The organism is Corallococcus sp. CA049B, from assembly GCF_003611685.1.
GTDB lineage: Bacteria > Myxococcota > Myxococcia > Myxococcales > Myxococcaceae > Corallococcus > Corallococcus coralloides.
The window spans coordinates 1-17,286 of sequence record NZ_RAWC01000196.1; the positions used below are offsets into that span (position 1 = coordinate 1).

Sequence of the window (17,286 nt, forward strand, 5' to 3'; positions counted from 1 at the left end):
CCCCTCCAGCGGCCCCGCGCCCAGCCGGATGGCGCCCCGGGCCTGATTCCGGAAGGTCACGGCCTGGACCCGCACGGGGCCCCGGGCCTCCAGGCCCCAGCCGCCGCCCTCGACCGCCAGGGACTCCAGGGCGGTGTCCCCTGGTGCCTCCACCACCGGGGTGTCGAGGTCCGCTGCGATCAGGATCGTGGAGGACCCCTCGCCCACGAGCCGGGTGCCCTCCGGCAGCCGGAAGGGGCCTTCGTAGCGGCCGGCGGCCAGGTGCACGCGCTTCGGGCCGGGGCGGGCCAGGGCGTCGGCCAGTGAACGCAGGGGCCGCTCCCGGGTGCCGTCGCCGTTCAATGCCGCCCTGTCCACCCAGAGCTCGCCCGTCCCCTGGGGCCGTGGGGACGGCCGCGAGCAGGTGCACAAGAGGACGAAGAGCCATGGAAGCAGTCGGGTGGGCACGCGGGCAGGCACTCTAGCCCCCTGATGGCACCCTGCTGGAGCTGGATCAGCGGCGACTGCTAAGTGATCGATTTTCCAATGCCTTTCACGCGGAACCGATCACCCGGCGATCACTTCCCATGATGTGAAAAGCAGGAGTGTGAGGATGTATCAAAAGATGCGATCCTCCCCTCTCTCTACAGGGTGTATTTTCAGAGGCCAGTTTTCATCCGGAGGCCGATTTTCCGGCCTGGGAGCGGGTGGCGCATTGACAGTCGAAAGCTCGATTTGTTACCTCCGCCATCCGCTCGATCAACGCCAGACAACGCAAGAGGGAGGGGTGTCATGACCAAGGCAGAGCTCGTGGAAGTGGTGGCTGCGCAGTCGAAGCTCACGAAGAAGCAGGCCGCCCAGATCCTCGACAGCGTCTTCACCAACATCGGCAAGGCGGTGAAGAAGGACACCCGCTTCAGCTACCCCGGGTTCGGCACGTGGTCGCTGCGCTCGCGCAAGGCGCGGAAGATCCGCAACCCGCAGACCAACGAGATGATGAAGCTCAAGGCGTCGAAGACGGTCGGTTTCCGCCCGGCCAAGGAGCTGAAGAACTCGCTGTAGCCGCAGGGCCGTGGTGAAGGCCCGTCCCCCTCAGGGGCGCGAACCCGTCGCCGGGTGACGCCCCTGGGACGTGAGGACGGGGGACTCCGCCGGCATGCGGGCCACGGGACGCTCTTCGGACGCGTCCGGGGCCGCCTCGGGGGCGACGAGCGCCTCCAGCGGATCCAATGAACTGCCGTCGTGCCAGAGCTCGAAGTGGACGTGGACGCCGGTCGCCAGGCCCGTGTCCCCCGCGAGCCCCACCACGTCGCCCCTCGCCAGCACCTCGCCGGTCGTCACCAGGACCTCGGACAGGTGGCTGTAGCGCGTCACCCACTGGCCGTCGTGCTGGACCTCCACCATCTTGCCGTGGTCGCCGTTCCAGCCGGCGCGCAGGACGACGCCCCGGTCCGCGACGCCCACGGGCTGTCCCCGGCGGGCCGCCAGGTCCACGCCTGAGTGGCGTCGCAGCTGGCCGGTGATGGGGTGCCAGCGGTCGCCGTAGAGGCTGGTGATGGTGACCGGCTCCACGGGCCAGGCGAGGCGCGGCGGTCCGGAGGGCTCCGGCGGCTGCTCCCAGCGGCGCAGGGTGGACGCGCGCACGATGAGGCGGCCCACGCGCACCACCACGGCCTCCGCGAGCGAGCCCGGCATGTCGCCGTACAGGCGCGCGTCCTGCTCCAGCTCCGCCTCCATCACGCCCCGGGCGCGCGTCAGGTCGCGGGTGTCGGTGTGCTCCACCGGCCGGGCCAGGAAGGCGTCCAGGGCCGCGTTCATCGCCTCCCAGTTGCGCACCTGCTCGGCGGGCATGGCGCTGCCGCGCTGGACCTTCTCGCGGTAGGCCTGGGCCTGCTGCGTGAACGCGGCGAGGGCGGCTTCGAGCTCCGGGGAGCGTTCCGGCGCCAGGGGCCCGCGGGCGCGGTCCGGTTCGCGGGGGAGGAAGGGCGTGCTGCTGTTGGCGAAGCCGCTGTCGCCAGAGGTCGCGTACAGCTCCTCAAAGCTCATCTTCCCCGGCCGCGGCGTCGCGCAGGCGGAGAGGGCCAGCAGGGCAAGGACGGCGGGTCGGCGCACGGCGGGGCGAGCCTACCACGCGCGCCGGGCCGTCCACCCGCCCTGGGGGCGTGGATCATTTCCCGTAGCGCACAGGTGCGTGCGGTCCCCACCCGGCGTGGAGGGGGCTCGCCCACGGGACGCGGCGGTCCCTTGGGCTCAGCCGGCGAAGGCCTGACGGATGCGCGCCAGGGCGTCGTCGATGTCCGCGGTGGACACGTCCAGGTGGCACACGAGGCGGATGGAGTGCGGGCCGGTGGGGTTGGCGAGCACGCCCTGCTTCAGCAGCAGCGCGGAGGCCTGCGCCGCCGGACGCACCAGGTCCGCGAACACCATGTTCGTCTCCACCCGCGCCAGGTCCACCTTCACGCCCGGCACCTGGGCCAGGCCTTCCGCCAGCCGGCGCGCGTTGGCGTGGTCCTCGGCCAGGCGCTCCACGTGGTGCTCCAGCGCGTACAGCGCCGCCGCCGCGAGGATGCCTGCCTGCCGCATGCCTCCGCCCAGCCGCTTGCGCAGCCGCCGCGCCTCGCGGATGACATCCTTCTTGCCCGCGAGCGCCGAGCCCACCGGCGCGCCCAGTCCCTTGGAGAAGCACACCGACGTCGAGTCCGTCAGCGACGCCCACGCGGACGCGGGCTGGCCCGCCGCCACCTCCGCGTTGAACAGCCGCGCGCCATCCAGGTGCACCGCGAGCCCGGCCTTGCGCCCCGCCTCCACCACCGCCTTGAAGCGCTCCACCGGCCACACCGTGCCGCCGCCGCGGTTGTGCGTGTTCTCCAGCGACAGCAGGCGCGTGCGCGGGTTGTGGATGTTGTCCTCGCGCACCGCCGCCGTGACGGTCTCCGGCTTCAGCAGGCCGCGCTCGCCCGGCAGGGGCCCCGGCTGCACGCCCCACAGCGCAGGCACCGCGCCGCCTTCGTACTGGAGGATGTGGCTGCCCTCCTCCGTGAGCACCTCGTCCCCGGGACGGCAGTACGCGCCGATGGCGATCTGATTCGCCTGCGTGCCGGAGGGGACGAAGACGGCGGCCTCCAGCCCGAGCCGCTCGGCCACGCGCTCCTCCAGGCGGCGCACGGTGGGGTCCTCGCCGTAGACGTCGTCGCCCACCTCCGCGTCGGCGATGAGCCTGCGCATGGCGGGCGTGGGCTTCGTCACGGTGTCGGAGCGGAAGTCGATGGGCTTCATGGTTCTCCTCGCTGCTTCGAAAAGGGAGGCCCCGCCATGGCGCTTGGGTGGGGCCGCCCCCGTGACATACAACGCCCGCGTGGCCCGGCGAGAGACAGTGGGTGAGAAGCGGCAGCGTGCGGTGTCGGTCCTGGACGGTCTGGAAGCAGCCATGCCGGACGCCCGCATCGAGCTGGACTACCGCACGCCGCTGGAGCTGCTGGTCGCCGTCATCCTGTCCGCGCAGTGCACCGACAAGCGCGTCAACCTGGTGACCCCTGCCCTGTTCGCCCGCTTCCCGGATGCCCAGGCCTACGCGCGCGTCGAGCCCACCGACGTGGAGCCCTTCATCCGCACCTGCGGGCTGTACCGCGCGAAGGCGAAGAACATCGTCGCCACGGCGCGCGCGCTCGTGGCGGAGCATGGCGGACAGGTGCCGCTGACGCGCGACACGCTGGCGGAGCTGCCGGGCGTGGGGCTGAAGACGGCGGGCGTGGTGTGCATCCACCTGGGCGGCGACGCGGCCTTCCCCGTGGACACGCACGTGAAGCGGCTGGCGTACCGGCTGGGCTTCACCCCGCACGAAGACCCGGACAAGGTGGAGAAGGACCTGCAGGCGCTGCTGCCTCGCGAGCGGTGGACGCTGGGGCATCAGCTGCTGGTGTGGCACGGGCGGCGCACGTGCTTCGCGCGCTCGCCCGATTGCGGCTCCTGCGTGGTGGCGGACCGCTGCCCCAAGAAGGGCGTGCGCGCCACCGCGAAGGCTTAAGCGGATGCCGGAGCGCCCTGCTCGCGCGAGGCCTTGAGCTTCTTCATGCGCTTGCGGATGAACTCGCGCTTGAGCGTGGAGACGTGGTCCACGAAGACGGTGCCGTCCAGGTGGTCCGTCTCGTGCTGCACGGCGATGGCCAGCAGGCCGTCACAGCGCAGCGTCTGCTCCTGGCCCTCCTCGTCCAGGTAGCGCACCGTGGCGAAGGCGGCGCGGTCCACGTCCTCGGCCTCACCGGAGATGGAGAGGCAGCCCTCCGTGTAGGTCGTCTCCCCTTCGAGCGAGACGAACTCCGGGTTGATCATCGCCAGGGGCTTGGAGTCCGGCTGCTGCGGCCGGGTGTCCAGGACGATGATGCGCTGGAGGATGCCCACCTGCGGCGCGGCGAGACCGACGCCCTCGGCGGCGTACATGGTCTCGAACATGTCCTTGATGAGCGCGCGGACCTTGTCGTCCACCTTCGCCACCGGCTTGGCCTTCTGCTTCAGGATGGGGTCGGGCCAGATGAGAATCTCGCGAACCATGGAGGGGACTCTTAACCCCTCCGGACCGCGACGGGCAACCGTTCCACCGGGCATCAGTCGAGCAGATTACGGGCGTACTCGCCCCGCAGGCGGTCGTCTCCCAACGCCCGGGCGGCCTCCGTCAACACCGCGCGGATCTGCTGCGCGCGGTGCTGGAGCGCGGGGTCCGGATGGCCGGCGAAGCGCAGCGGGTGGAACTCGGCGGCGAGCAGTGCGTAGGCCCGCTTGACCTCCTCGCTGCCCGCCGAGCGTGCGAGCCCCAACACGGTGAAGTAGTCCGCGTCCTGGATCTCCTCGAACTTGGCCTCCAGGCGGTGCACGTCCAGCTCCGGCGGCAGGGTGCCGTGGGCATCCTCCGACGGCGGATGCAGCGCGATGAGGCCCAGCGTCCTCGCCACCGCGAGCGTCTTGAGCGCGCCGTCCTGCGGCAGGCCCGCGCCCAGGAGCAGCGACTCCAGCGTGCGTTCGCCGTCCACGGCCTGGAGGAGCTGGAGCTCGCGGGCGGAGAGGCCGAAGTCCGCGGGGGGCAGGTGCGCGTCGCCTCGGGCGACCTGGGCGCGCAGGGAGCCCGCCGCGTCCAGGAGCGAATCGGCGGTGAGCGTGTTGCGCAGCCCTTCCGCGAGCAGGTGCAGCGGCGGGCGCGTGGCGGCGGCGAGCGCCACCTCGTGCGGCGCGGGCTCCGGCACCAGGCGGTAGAGCGTGGAGGGTTCCGAGAGCGCGTCCAGGAAGACCTGTTCGGTGTAGCGCTGGACCAGCGGGACGGATTCGGCTTCGCGCACGTAGCCGCGCCCGCGCAGGGCCTCCAGCAGCGTGCCGGTGGTGGCGCTGCGCACGAGCCGCAGCTCGGCCTCCTGGCGCGCGTCGATGAGGCCGTCCGCGCGGGCGCGGTCGACGAGGGATTCCCCCTGCGCGGAGGACGCGGCGCCGACCAGGGCTCCGTCTCGCAGCCAGAGGACGCGCAAGGCGTTCATCACCTTGAGCTCCAGGCGCACCTCCATGCGCGCGTCGCAGAGCCGCAGGATGAGGCGCGCGAGGCCCTCCTGCGTGAGGCTGCCGCTGCGGGCCACCGCCATCTCCGGACGGCCGGGCGATTCGAGGGGGATGATGGTGGCGCGGGCCTGCGCCGCGGCCTCTTCCGCGTCCCGCTGCGCTCGGGCTTCGAGTTCTTCACGCTCGCGTTCGGCCTGGAGGCGCTGTTCGACGGCTTCTGCTTCGAGCCGGGTGCGCGTCTCGCGCTCGCGGGTGAGCTCCTCGCGGAGCTGGTCGAGCTGCGCTTGCAGGGCGTCCCTGGCCTGCGTGAGGTTCGTGGATTCGGAGTGGGCGCGGGCCTCGGCTTCGGTGCGCGCCTGGGTCTCCGCGGCGAGGCGGGACTCCGCGGCGGTGCGGGCCTGGGACTCGGTTTCGAGGCGGGCTTCGAGGTCCTGGCGTGCGCGGCCTTCGGAGTCGAGGCGGACTTCCAGCACGGTGCGCAGCCGGCCTTCGGACGTGGCCTTGGCGGTGGCTTCGGCGGCCTTCTGCTCGGCCTGGAGGGCGCGGGCTTCCGCGGCGGTGTGGGCCTGGAGCTGCTGGTCGGCGGTGGCTTCCGCTTCGGCGCGGGCCTGTTCGGCCTGGGCCAGGCGGGTCCGTGCGAGTTCGTCCGCGCCGGTCCGGTCGTGCGTGGACTGCTCCGCGCGGGACTCCGCCTGGGCGAGGGACTGCGCGAGTTGTTCCGCCCGGGCCTGGGCCTGGTTCAGCTCCTGTGTGAGCTGCTCGATGCGGGCCTGGGCCTCGGAGCCAACGCGGGTGGACTGCTCCGCGCGGGCCTCGGTTTCCGTGCGCGCCTGCGTGAGCTGCTCGATGCGCGCCTGGGCTTCGGTGAGCGTTTGCGCCAGCTGATCCGCGCGGGCCTCGGCTTCGGCTCGTGCCTGCGTGAGCTGCTCGATGCGCGACTCGGCTTCGGTGCGTGCCTGCTCTTGCTGATCCGCGCGGGCTTCCGCTTCGGTGCGCGCGCGGGCGAGTTCTTCGATGCGGGCTTCCGCTTCGGTGCGCGCCTGCGTCAGTTGCTCCGCGCGGGCTTCCGCTTCGGTGTGCGCCTGCGTCAGTTGCTCGATGCGGGCTTCCGCTTCGGCGTGCGTCCGCGCGAGCTGTTCCGCGCGGGCTTCCGCTTCGGTGCGTGCCTGCGTGAGCTGTTCCGCGCGGGCTTCCGCTTCGGCGTGCGTCCGCGCGAGCTGTTCCGCGCGGGCTTCCGCTTCGGCGTGCGTCCGCGCGAGCTGTTCCGCGCGGGCTTCCGCTTCGGTGCGTGCCTGCGTGAGCTGTTCCGCGCGGGCTTCCGCTTCGGTGAGCGCCTGTGTGAGTTGCTCGATGCGGGCCTGGGCTTCGGCCTGGACCTGCGTGAACTGGTCCTCGCGGTTCCCCGAGTTGGACTGGAGCTGCTGGAGTTGCTCCGCGCGGGCCTCTGCTTCGGCCCTTGCCTGCTTCAGCTGCTCGGTGTTTTCGGTGGCTCGTGCTTCGGCCTGCTTCAGGGCCTGCGTCAGTTGCTCCACGCGGGCTTCCGCCTGGGCCAGGGCCTCGGCGTTTCGTTCGGCGGTGGCTTCCGCGGCGGCTCGGGCCTCCTCGGCCTGACTCACAGCCTGGGTGGACTGTCTTGCCTTGGCTTCGCCCTGGAGCAGCACCTGCGCCAGTTGCTGCGCCCTGGCCTCCACCTGCGCCAGGGCCTGCGCGGACTGCTTCGCCTTCGCCTCGGATTGCGCCAGCGCCTGCGTGGCCTGCTGCACCCGCGTCTCCGCCTGGGCCAGCGCCTGCGCGGACTGCTTCGACTTCGCTTCGGACTCGGCCAGCGACTGGGCCAGCTGGTGCGCTCGCACCTCCACCAGGGACAGCGCCTGGGCGGAGTGCTTCACCTTCGCTTCGGCGGTGGTGCGGGCCTTCGACTCCGCTTCGGCCCGGGCTTCCGCCTCGGCGAGCCGCGCTTCCAGGTCCGTCCGGAGCGCGGCGTCCTCGCTGTCGCGGCTCTCCGCCTGCTCGGACCCGGATTGCGCTCGCTGACGCGCGTCCTCGCGGGCCTTGGATTCGGCCGCGATTCTTGCCTCGGTCTCCGCTGCGAGCCGCACCTCCACGTCCGTGCGTGCGGCCTGCTCCAGCTCGGCGCGGGCTTCGGCCTCCTCGCGCGTCTGCGCTTCCTGGCGGGCTCGGAGCTCGGCCTCCTCGCGCGCCTGGACCTCCGTGGCGAGCCGCTTCTCGAGTTCGACGAGCTCGAGCCGGGCCATCTCCGCGAGGGCTTCGGCTTCGCGGCGGTCGCGCGCCTCGGCCTCCGCGCGGGCTTCGGCCTCCACGCGGCTTCCGGCCTCGGAGGCGAGCCGTGCTTCGACCTCCGCGAGGGCCTCCGTCGCCGACACGGCCCGGACCTCCGAGGCCTCCTGGGCCGCCGAGGCCTGCTTCAACAGGGACTCGGCTCGGGCTCGGGCGTGGACCTCTGCTTCGGCCCGCACCTCCACGGCGCTCCGGGCCTCCACCTCCGCGTCCGCTTCGAGCCGCGCGTCCTCGCGTGCTCGCTCTTCACTCGCGATGCGCTCTTCCAGCTCGACGCGGAGCGACTGCTCCGATTCGGCGAGGGCTTCCGCGTCCGCGGCCCGGGCCTCCGCCTCCTCGATGGCGGCGTGGGCCAGCGCGAGCTCCTCACGCAGCGACTCCAGCTCCGCGGCGAGCTCCGACGACGGCCCCGCCACGTCCGTGCGCGCGGGTGCGGGGGCTTCCTGCTCCTGGGTGCGCGTCTTGTTCGCCCGTTGCAGTCCTCCGGGCACCTGCGGCGGCGACGAGGAACCATCGCGCGGATTCGCGGAGGCGCTGGCTGGCGACGCCGCGTCACCCACTCCGGACTCGTTGCCCGGACGCGTGGAAGTGCCGCCCGCGCCTGCCGCGACACCGGCACCGGACTCATTGCCAGGAAGCGTGGGGGTGCCGCCTGTTGCCGCACCGGACTTGTCGCTCAGGCCCGCCGCATTGCCACCTGCGCCTGTCGCATGACTCGAGCCCGCGGTGCTGCCTCCCGCGCCTGTGGCATCGCCCGGGTTCGCGGACGAAGCGCCCACGCTCGCCACGACGCCCGCGCTGCTCTTTCCGGACGAGCGCAGCGGGACACGTGCCGCGACACGCAGCGGCCTCTCGGGATTCGCACGCTCCGCCGCTCCACCATCGCGCGACTCCGCCTGGTCCGGCTTCGCGGCATCACCCTTCGCGCGTGCCGCATCCGTCGGGCGCCCGGTGCCCGCCGGCTCCGCCCACTGGAGGGGCCTGGCCCCCTCCGGCTTCGCATCCTCGACGGTCTCTGAGTCGAACCAGTCCGACCCCACCGGCTTCGCGGCGTCCGAGGAGGGCTCCTCATCCCGCTCGCGCGCATCGGCGGAGGCCTTGAGGTCCGCCTCCAGCACGTCCCAGTTCGACAGGCCCGCCGCCGCCAGCTCCTCCGCGGTCGGCTCCGCGGGCGCGTCCTCCTCCGCCCCACCCGCCGCCGCGGCCCGCTCCTCCGCCGCCACGTCGTCCGCGACCGAACCGAAGTCCGTCTCGTCGGAGTCGTCCACGCCGCCCGGAGACGCACGCGCCTCCAGCTCCGGATCCGGCGCCAGCTCCTTCCACGCCAGGGGCTCCGAGCCCTCCGGCTCCGGCGCCTTCGCCGCCCCGCCGTCCTCGTCCGAGTCGACGTCGAAGAACCCCTCGTCCCCCAGCTTCGGCGCGGGCTTCACCGGCTTCAGCCCCGGCGGGGTGAGGGGCTCCTCCCGGAACGCGAGCCGCCCCTGCGCGGGCGCCTCTTCCCCGCCCTCCCCGTTCGGGAACGGGAAGCGCAACGTGGTGCGCGCTTCCGGCGGACGGCCCTCGTCCGCCCCTTTCGCGTTCGGAGGCTCCGCGTCCCACTCATTGCCGACGCTCGCGTCCGGATCCTCCTCGCCCCACGCCTCGCCGGAGTCACCCTCCTCCGCCGCCCCGGCCCACTGCGACTTCGTGCCCACCGTCAGCGCGGAGTCGATGGAGGCGATCGCCTCCGTCTCCACTTCCAGGTGCGCCTGCTCCAGCGCGGCGTTCATGCTGCGCTCGCGCTGCTGGTGCACGGCGTGCGCGCTGCGCTCCTCGCGCGTCATCGCCGCCACTTCCCAGTCCGTCTGGTTCAGCGGCGCCAGGTCCCCGAACAGCGCGTTCGCCAGCGCCGGGTCCCCGCCCACCGAGCGCGGCGCCGTCACATGCCAGGCTTCGTCCGCGGGGGCGCTCCCCTTCGCCGGCTCGCTCAGCGTCCGGTTCTCCACCACGCGCCAGCCATCCGCCTCCGCCGGCGCGCGGATCAACGTGTCCACCAGCGTCACGAAGCTGGGCCCGTCCAGGGGCAGCGGCGCCACCGGCGCGCTGAAGCCCTCGATGGCCTCACTCAGCAGCAGCACCCGCGCCTTGTGGCCATCCGGGTGCAGCACCAGCTCCTCCAGCACCACGCGCCCGCGGCCGCTCTCCACGCCCGGCGCGAGCACGATGAGCTCCGGCAGGTGATGCCCGAAAGCGATGAGCGCGTCCGCGGCGGAGGTCGCGAGGATGACCTCGTGCCCTTCGCGGGACAGCAGTCGCCGGACGGCGGCGATGGTGGCGATGTCGTCGTGTACGAGGAGGACCGAGGCGCCCATGGGGGAGCCCGGGAGTCTACAGCATGGCCCCGGGATCCACGTCGATGACGACCTTCACCCCATTGGGCACATCCGCCAACGCCGCCTCCAACCGGGCGAGCAGTGGGGCGAGCGCCGCATGTGTCGGCGCCTTCAGGAGCAGCTGCCAGCGCGTCTTGCCCCGGATTCGAGCAATCGGCGCCAGGGCCGGCCCCAACAGGCGCACCCCCGCCGACGCTGGCGGCATGTGCCGTCCCACCAGGTTCCCCAGGAAGCGCGCCACACCCGCCGTCTGTTCCGGGTGCTCGCCCTCCAGCCGGACGGCCGCCATGCGCGCGAAGGGCGGATAGGCCAGCGCCTTGCGCCACTCCAGCTCCTGCTTGGAGAACCCGTCGAAGTCGTGCGCCAGCATCCGCCTCACCGGCTCCGCGTCCGGGTTGTAGGTCTGCACCAGCACCCGCCCCGGGTCCTTCCCGCGCCCCGCGCGCCCCGCCACCTGGGTCAACAGGTGGAAGGTCCGCTCAGCGGCTCGGAAATCAGGAATCGCCAGGGACGTGTCCGCCATCACCACGCACACCAGCGTCACGCCCGGGAAGTCGTGCCCCTTGGCCACCATCTGGGTGCCCACCAGCACGTCGATTTCCCGCCGCGCGAAGGACGCCAGCAGCTCCGTCAGCTTCTCCGCGCTCGTCGCGGAGTCCCGGTCGAGTCGCGCTACGCGTGCGTGCGGCATCCGCTCCAGGACCTCCGCCTCCACGCGCTCCGTGCCGATGCCGAGCTTGAGCAGCGGGCCGGTGCACTCGCGGCAGCTGTCCGGGACCGGGAAGGCCACGCCGCAGTAGTGGCACACCACCCGGTTCTGCGAGCGGTGGTGCGTCATGCACACGTCGCAGTCCTGGCACTTGAGCGACAGGCCGCACACCTCGCACAGGAGGATGGTGCTGTGGCCGCGGCGGTTGAGGAACAGGATGACCTGCTGCCCCTTGGCCACCGTCTCCTCCATGGCCTGGAGCATCTGCGGGCTCAGGATGGGCGCCTCTTCCGTCACCTGGCCCTCGCGCGGACGCTCCACGCGCAGGTCCACCAGGTTGATGGTGGGCATGGGCCGGTCGTCCACGCGGTTCTTCAGCTCCATCAGCTTGTAGCGGCCGGAGCGCGTGTTCTGGAGCGTCTCCAGCGAAGGCGTCGCGGAGCCCAGCACCACCACCGCGCTGGCCTGCTTGCCGCGCACCACCGCCAGGTCGCGCGCCTGGTAGCGCAGCTTCTCGTCCTGCTTGAAGGACGGGTCGTGCTCCTCGTCCACGACGATGAGGCCCAGGTGCTCCACCGGCGCGAACACCGCCGAGCGCACGCCCACGGCGATCTTCACCGTGCCCTTGCGCAGCGCCTGCCAGTGGAACAGCCGCTCGCGGTCCTTCAGCCCCGAGTGCAGCACCGCCACGTCGCCGCCGAAGCGGCTGCGGAAGCGCCCCACCAGCTGCGGCGTGAGCGCGATTTCGGGCACCAGCACCAGGCTGCCCAGTCCGCGCGCGAGCGTGTGCTCCACCGCGCGCAGGTACACCTCCGTCTTGCCGCTGCCGGTGACGCCGTGCAGGAGGTACGGCTGGAAGCCGCCCGCGTCGACGGCGCCCTGGAGCTCCTTCACCGCCAGGGCCTGCTCGGGGGTGAGGCGGTCCGGGCGGTTCTGCACCAGGCCCTCGCGCACGCCGGGCTGGAGCGTCACCTCCACCCACTTCACGAACTTGCGCGTGGCCAGCTTCTTCAGCGTCTCGCGCGCGCCGGGGATGGCGTGCGTCACCTCGTCCAGCGGCGCGCGTCCGCCCACCGCCAGGAGGTACTGGAGCACCGCGGCCTGCGCCGGAGCGCGGGCCAGCTGCGGGGGCACCTCCGTGACGAGCGCCTCCACGAAGAACTGGACGTCCGGCCTGGCCTCCTTCTCATCCACCGCGGTGGAGAGGCCCGGCGGGAGCGCGCCGCGGATCACCTCGCCCAGCGGATAGCGGTAGTGCTCCGCGGTGAAGCGCAGGAGCGCGATGAGGTCCTTGGGCAGGGACGGCGAGTCCTCCAGCACGCGCTGGATGGGCTTGAGCCGCACGCCGCCTTCCACCGGCGCGTTGGCGGGCCCCAGGTAGAAGCCCAGCGCCATGCCCCGGCCGAAGGGCACGAGCACGCGCTGGCCCGGGGCGAGGTTGCCCGCGAGCGCCTCCGGCACCAGGTAGGTGAACTCCCCGCGCACGGGACGGCCCACGGCGACAGAGGCAAGTTGGGCGGGGGTGGCGCTCACGACGGGGCGCACTGTACCGGCGGGCTCCCGCTGCGACACTTCCCTTCCCACTTCCGTACGCCGCGTCCGCAACGGAATGGAACCGCGAGAGGAGGCCTCTGCCTGTGACCGGGGAAAACCACCCAGCGCGAAGTGCTCTTGCTCCATGACCGCCCTCTTGCCGCCGACTTCCCCGGCCCGCCCGTCCTGCACCCGGGATCCACTGTGCCCCGGGCGTCTGACATCCCCGGTGCCCTGGAAGCACGAAGGGCCCCTCCCGGCCCTGGAGGACAGGGTGCGGAAGAGGCCCGGGCGGCCTTAAGCGAAAGAGGGGCGTGCGGGCGGGCTAGCGGCCGGCGGCCTTCTTCACGGACGGGCGGTTGGACACGCGGTCCCACCAGGCCATCACGTTCTTGTACGGGGCCACGGTGTCCTTCTCCCCCATGGCGAAGAGGTACTCCATGTACGGCGCGAAGCAGACCTCGGCGAGCGTGAAGTCATTGCCCGCCAGGTACGGCCGGTTCGCCAGCGCCGCGTCGAGGACCTCCAGCGGACGCTTCAGGCCCTCGCGGCCCTTGGCGACGTTCTCCTCGTTGTTGGTGCCCCGGAAGCGCTCCATGACGATCTTCATCGCCGGGCCGGAGAAGTAGGACTGCTCCACGCCGATGAACTGCTCCATCAGCGCGTAGGCCTTGGGGTCCGCGGGCGTCAGCGACGGGCCCGGCAGGGTGCGGTCCAGGAAGCGGCTGATGGCGCGCGACTCGTACATGACGAAGCCGTCGTCCAGCTCCAGCGCGGGCACCACGCCAAAGGGCTGGCGGGCGATGTGCTCGGGCGTCTTCTGCTCGTGCTTCATCAGGTCGATGTTGATGAACTCGACCTCGTGGCCCTTCTCCGCCAGGACGGTGAGGACCTTGCGGGTACACGTGCTCATCGGGTTGCCATGGAGCTTCATGCGAATCGCCTCCGAGCCAGGAACCGGGGAAATCCCGGTCCTGGAACGGGCGGGACTTTCACCGTCAGCCCCGCCCATCGCAAGCGAATCGAAGCGGAGCGCTACTTGAAGAGCGCGTCCGGCACGGCCGAGCGGTTGTCCGCCTTGAGGGCGGTGAAGCGCACCACGCGCTGGCCCGCCTTCCACACCTCCACCGTGCGGGGCATCCAGTCGCCGGTGGCCGGCGAGGCGTAGTCCAGGAAGCGCACGTCCCAGGCCGCCCCGGACGCGTCCGAGTAGCGCAGGCGCGCGGGCCGGAAGGCGTCCTTGTAGACCCAGAACTGGGGCTTGCCCTCCGCGGGGTCTCCCAGGACGAAGGCCACCTCACCGCCGAAGCGCGCGAGCGACGTGACCTTGGTGTTGACGCCCAACCCCTGGAGCCAGGCCTCCTGGGCGAGCTTGGTGTCCTGCACGCTGCCCGCGTCCTGCGCGAGGATGGCGCACACCTGGGCCACCAGCACGGAGACGGCGGGCAGCTCCTTGCCCTCCACGCGCTTCCTGCCGGCGACCTGCACGGTGGAGGACTTGAGGCTGCTGTCCGGCGAGCTCGCGTCGAAGCGGCAGCGGCCCGGAATCTTCACGGACAGCACGCCGTCACCCTGGAGCTCCGGGCGGTCCGTGGGGACGTTGAGGGCGGCGCCGGCCTCCGCCACGCCCGTGGAGGAGAAGATGACGGAGCCTTCCACGCGGAAGGCCGACAGGCGCTTCTCCTCCCGCGCGGTGGCCATGCGCCGCAGGATGGAGCCGCCGGGCAGCACGTAGGCGCCGGCGGCGAGGGACACGAGGACTGCGGATACGGCGATGAGACGCTTCACGGCTTCTCCGTCTTGACGACCTCGCGCAGGTACTCCAGGAGCCCTCCGCGCAGGTCGGGGCGCTTGAGCGCATAGGCGATGTTCGCCTTGAGGTAACCCACCTTGTCACCGGCGTCGTAGCGCTGGCCCTGGAACTTGTAGCCCAGCAGACCTTCGGTCTTCTGGAGCGTGGCCAGGCCGTCCGTGAGCTGGATTTCCCCGCCCACGCCCGTGGTCTGCTTCTCCAGGATGGGGAAGATGGACGGGGGCAGCACGTAGCGGCCAATCACCGCCAGGTTCGACGGGGCGGTGCCCTTCTTGGGCTTCTCCACCACGTGGTCGATCTGGATGACGCCGTTGCCCAGGTCCTTGCCCGCGGCGATGCCGTACATGTGCGTCTCGCTGTCGGGGACCTCCATCAGCGCGATGACGGCCTTCTGGTGCTGCTGGTAGATGCGCGCCAGCTGGCCGATGCCCGGATCCTCCGAGTCGATCATGTCGTCGCCCAGGAGGACGCCGAAGGGCTCGTCGCCGATGACGCTCTTGGCGCACAGCACGGCGTGGCCCAGGCCGAGCGGCTCCTTCTGGCGCACGCTGATGATGCGCACCAGGTTCGCGATGGCGCGCATCCGGTCCGCCTCCGCCGTCTTCCCGCGCGCGCGCATCGTGGTCTCCAGCTCGAACGCGATGTCGAAGTGGTCCTCGATGGCGCCCTTGCCGCGGCCGTTGATGACGACGACGTCCTCCATGCCGGCCTTCACCGCCTCCTCCACGATGTACTGGAGGGTGGGCGTGTCGACGATGGGCAGCATCTCCTTCGGCACGGCCTTGGTGGCCGGGAGGAAACGGGTACCCAGGCCGGCGGCGGGGATGACGCACTTGCGGATGAGCTTCGCTGCCTTCGTGTCGGTGGAGGACATGGGGCGGGGAATCTATTGGTGGCCCAGAACCCCAGCAAGCCGGATAGATTCCCCGGCGCCATGCCGCTCCGTGCCATCGCCGCCGCCCTGTCGTTGACGCTCTCCGTGGTCCCCTTCCTCGCCCGAGCCGCCACGACCGAGCGGGCGGATGAGCTGCGCAACATCGCGAATGCACGGGCCCAGGGCATGGGCGGCGCCTTCCGGGCCACGGGCCTGGGTGCGGATGCACTCCTGGGCAATCCGGCGGCGATGGCGCTGTTCCCGGCCTACCGCATCGAGGGCACGGGGGCGTACGACCCTCGAAACAAGGAGGGCTTCCTGGGCATCAGCCTGGCGGACTCCAGCAGCGGCCGGCTGGCGCTGGGCGTGGACTACCACTGGCTTTCGCTGGGGCGCGGCGGGGGGCGCACGTCCGCGAACCTGAGCACGCTGGGCGCGGCGCTGCCGCTGGGTGAGTCGCTGCTCATCGGCCTGTCGGGGCACTACCTGCGGCTGAATGGCCAGTCGCGCTTCGCCAACTCCATCACGCTGGACGCGGGCATCCTGGTGCGGCTGAGCGAGCAGCTGACGCTGGGCGTGTCGGGGCACAACCTCATCGACACGGAGAACGTGGAGCTGACGCGCTACTTCTCCGCGCACGCGGGCTACGTGGGGCAGGTGCTGGTGGTGGCGTTCGACGTGCGCGGGGACTTCGAGACGCGCGACTCGACGGTGCTCACGTACAACACCGGCGCGGAGTACATCCTCGACCAGACGATTCCGCTGCGCGCGGGCTACACGTACGACGGCTTCCAGAAGATTTCGCGCGTGACGGTGGGCGCGGGCTTCCTGTCGCCCGGGGGCGGCGGCGTGGACCTGGCGTACCAGCACGACCTGGGCGGGCTGAACGGGCGCGTGCTGTCGCTCACGCTGCGGCTGCTGGTGAACTGAGCCGCTTCCAGGCGAAGCCGCGCTAACGGCCGCGGCCGGCTTCGGCGGCGTCCCGCAGGGCGAGGTAGCGCTCGGAGGCGGCGAAGCGGACCAGCTCCTCCAGCTCTGAGTCGTTGGGGCGGCGGGCGCGGAGCACGGTGAGCGCGGGCCCGGGGCCTCCGCAGGCGACGAGCCCCGCGCGGTTGGCGGAGTCTCGCGCGGCGGCGACGAGCAGGCTCGCGTCGAAGTCCCGGGTGCCGGGCTCCATCAGGAGGGCGGCGCGCTCCAGGGCCCTGGGGGACAGGGACTCGCGCACCACGCGGGCGTCGTCGCCGGCGTCCTTGGGGTTCTTGAGGACGGAGGACAGGAGCGCGAGCGCGCGCAGCAGGTGGTCCTTGCGCAGCGCACGCAGAGCGAGCAGGTCCGGAGACAGCGAGAACAGCGCGCGGCCGGCGTGGAAGCGCAGCTCGGCGTTGGTGGGCGGCTGCTGCACGAGGAGCCGGCCCACGACGAGGCGCGGGGCGGTGGTGTGCAGCGGGGTGATGGTGGCGGTGTCGTCGTCCCCCGCGACGAGCTCCGGCAGGGGCACGCCCAGGAGGCGCGCGGCGCCGTTGAGCGCGTCGAGCACGGCGGCGGCGCCCGGACCGGAGGAGGCGCGCAGGGGCTCCGTGGTGCTGGCGATGCGCGCGGGCGACGGGAACAGCCGGCACAGCGCGATGCCCACGCACGCGAGCAGCTCCCCGGATGGGGTGCGCAGGCCCGGGTGGCGCAGGCCGGCGCGCTCCTGGTTGGCGAGGGGCGCGCGCTGCACGCGGGGCGCGGGGACGTCGCGGCCCTCCAGGGCGTCGGCGAGCTCGCGCATGAGCGCGGCGCGGGTGACGTCGCCGCGCTGGTCGAAGTGGTCCACGAGGCCGCGGTAGGGCTTCGGGTCGAGCGGGCTCTCGCGCACGAGCTTGAAGACGAGCGGCTCCGCGGAGGTGGCGTCCGCGGGGGGCGCGGCGTCCGGGACGGCGGCGGGCGTCTCGCGGGTCTCGGTGGAGCCGACGGTGGGGCGGCCCGCGGCCTGGGGACGCGTGGGGGCCGGGCCGGAGACGGTGCCTTCGGGACGGCCGGCGCGGTGGATGCGGCGCACGGGGTCCATGCGGCCGGGAGGCGCTTCCCACGCGATGACGCTCGTGGCCTCCACGGGCCCGTCGCCGAGCTCCTGGGCGTCCTCGTCCTCGTCCTCGGACGGAATCTGGCCTGTCTCTTATACACATCT

12 protein-coding genes and 1 pseudogene are annotated in these 17,286 nt (G+C 72.2%); 3 read left to right on the forward strand and 10 right to left on the reverse strand.

Annotation, left to right across the window (positions count from 1 at the left end):
• Positions 1-447 (reverse strand): annotated as a pseudogene (locus tag D7W82_RS30775) (DUF1565 domain-containing protein); the annotation flags it as partial.
• 324 nt (positions 448-771) lie between these two features.
• Between D7W82_RS30775 and D7W82_RS30780 the strand changes: the two are divergent.
• The gene (locus D7W82_RS30780; protein WP_014394187.1) at positions 772-1,041 is read left to right on the forward strand and encodes an HU family DNA-binding protein; all 270 of its coding nucleotides are present in this window, start codon (positions 772-774) and stop codon (positions 1,039-1,041) included.
• A 30-nt stretch (positions 1,042-1,071) separates the two neighbouring features.
• Here D7W82_RS30780 and D7W82_RS30785 read toward each other — a convergent pair whose 3' ends face one another.
• On the reverse strand, positions 1,072-2,091 hold the full coding sequence (locus D7W82_RS30785; protein ID WP_120621733.1) for a M23 family metallopeptidase: 1,020 nt from the start codon (positions 2,089-2,091) through the stop codon (positions 1,072-1,074).
• Between the two features lie 138 nt (positions 2,092-2,229).
• A complete protein-coding gene (gene ltaE / locus D7W82_RS30790) occupies positions 2,230-3,255 on the reverse strand; it encodes a low-specificity L-threonine aldolase (protein WP_120621734.1) in 1,026 nt (341 codons plus the stop codon).
• A gap of 61 nt (positions 3,256-3,316) precedes the next feature.
• Between ltaE and nth the strand changes: the two genes are divergently transcribed.
• The gene (gene nth, locus D7W82_RS30795; RefSeq protein ID WP_370451092.1) at positions 3,317-4,003 is read left to right on the forward strand and encodes an endonuclease III; all 687 of its coding nucleotides are present in this window, start codon (positions 3,317-3,319) and stop codon (positions 4,001-4,003) included.
• On the opposite strand, the gene def is transcribed toward nth, so the two are convergent.
• From def to galU, 6 genes are all read right to left on the reverse strand, one after another.
• Entirely contained in the window at positions 4,000-4,527 is a 528-nt protein-coding gene (def, locus tag D7W82_RS30800) for a peptide deformylase (RefSeq protein ID WP_120621736.1), read from the reverse strand. The two genes, nth and def, sit on opposite strands and share 4 nt — an antisense overlap.
• Before the next feature lie 53 nt (positions 4,528-4,580).
• Positions 4,581-10,166: a response regulator gene (locus tag D7W82_RS30805; RefSeq protein WP_120621737.1), complete on the reverse strand. Its 5,586-nt coding sequence runs from the start codon at positions 10,164-10,166 to the stop codon at positions 4,581-4,583.
• 16 nt (positions 10,167-10,182) lie between these two features.
• Positions 10,183-12,576 (reverse strand): primosomal protein N', encoded by a 2,394-nt coding sequence (gene priA / locus D7W82_RS30810; protein ID WP_120621738.1) that lies wholly within the window; start codon positions 12,574-12,576, stop codon positions 10,183-10,185.
• 178 nt (positions 12,577-12,754) lie between these two features.
• Positions 12,755-13,363 carry a glutathione S-transferase family protein gene (locus D7W82_RS30815; protein ID WP_120621739.1) on the reverse strand — a complete coding sequence of 203 codons (609 nt, stop codon included), beginning with the start codon at positions 13,361-13,363 and terminating at the stop codon, positions 12,755-12,757.
• 101 nt (positions 13,364-13,464) lie between these two features.
• Entirely contained in the window at positions 13,465-14,217 is a 753-nt protein-coding gene (locus tag D7W82_RS30820) for a hypothetical protein (protein WP_120621740.1), read from the reverse strand.
• Positions 14,214-15,116 (reverse strand): UTP--glucose-1-phosphate uridylyltransferase GalU, encoded by a 903-nt coding sequence (gene galU / locus D7W82_RS30825; RefSeq protein ID WP_120621741.1) that lies wholly within the window; start codon positions 15,114-15,116, stop codon positions 14,214-14,216. The genes D7W82_RS30820 and galU overlap by 4 nt, the downstream gene beginning before the upstream one ends.
• 60 nt (positions 15,117-15,176) lie before the next feature.
• On the opposite strand from galU, the gene D7W82_RS30830 reads away from it, so the two are divergent.
• Entirely contained in the window at positions 15,177-16,046 is an 870-nt protein-coding gene (locus D7W82_RS30830) for a hypothetical protein (RefSeq protein WP_120621742.1), read from the forward strand.
• Positions 16,047-16,068: 22 nt separating this feature from the next.
• Here the strand turns inward: D7W82_RS30830 and D7W82_RS30835 are convergent, their stop codons facing one another.
• Entirely contained in the window at positions 16,069-17,211 is a 1,143-nt protein-coding gene (locus tag D7W82_RS30835) for a hypothetical protein (protein ID WP_120621743.1), read from the reverse strand.
• Positions 17,212-17,286 lie beyond the last annotated feature (75 nt).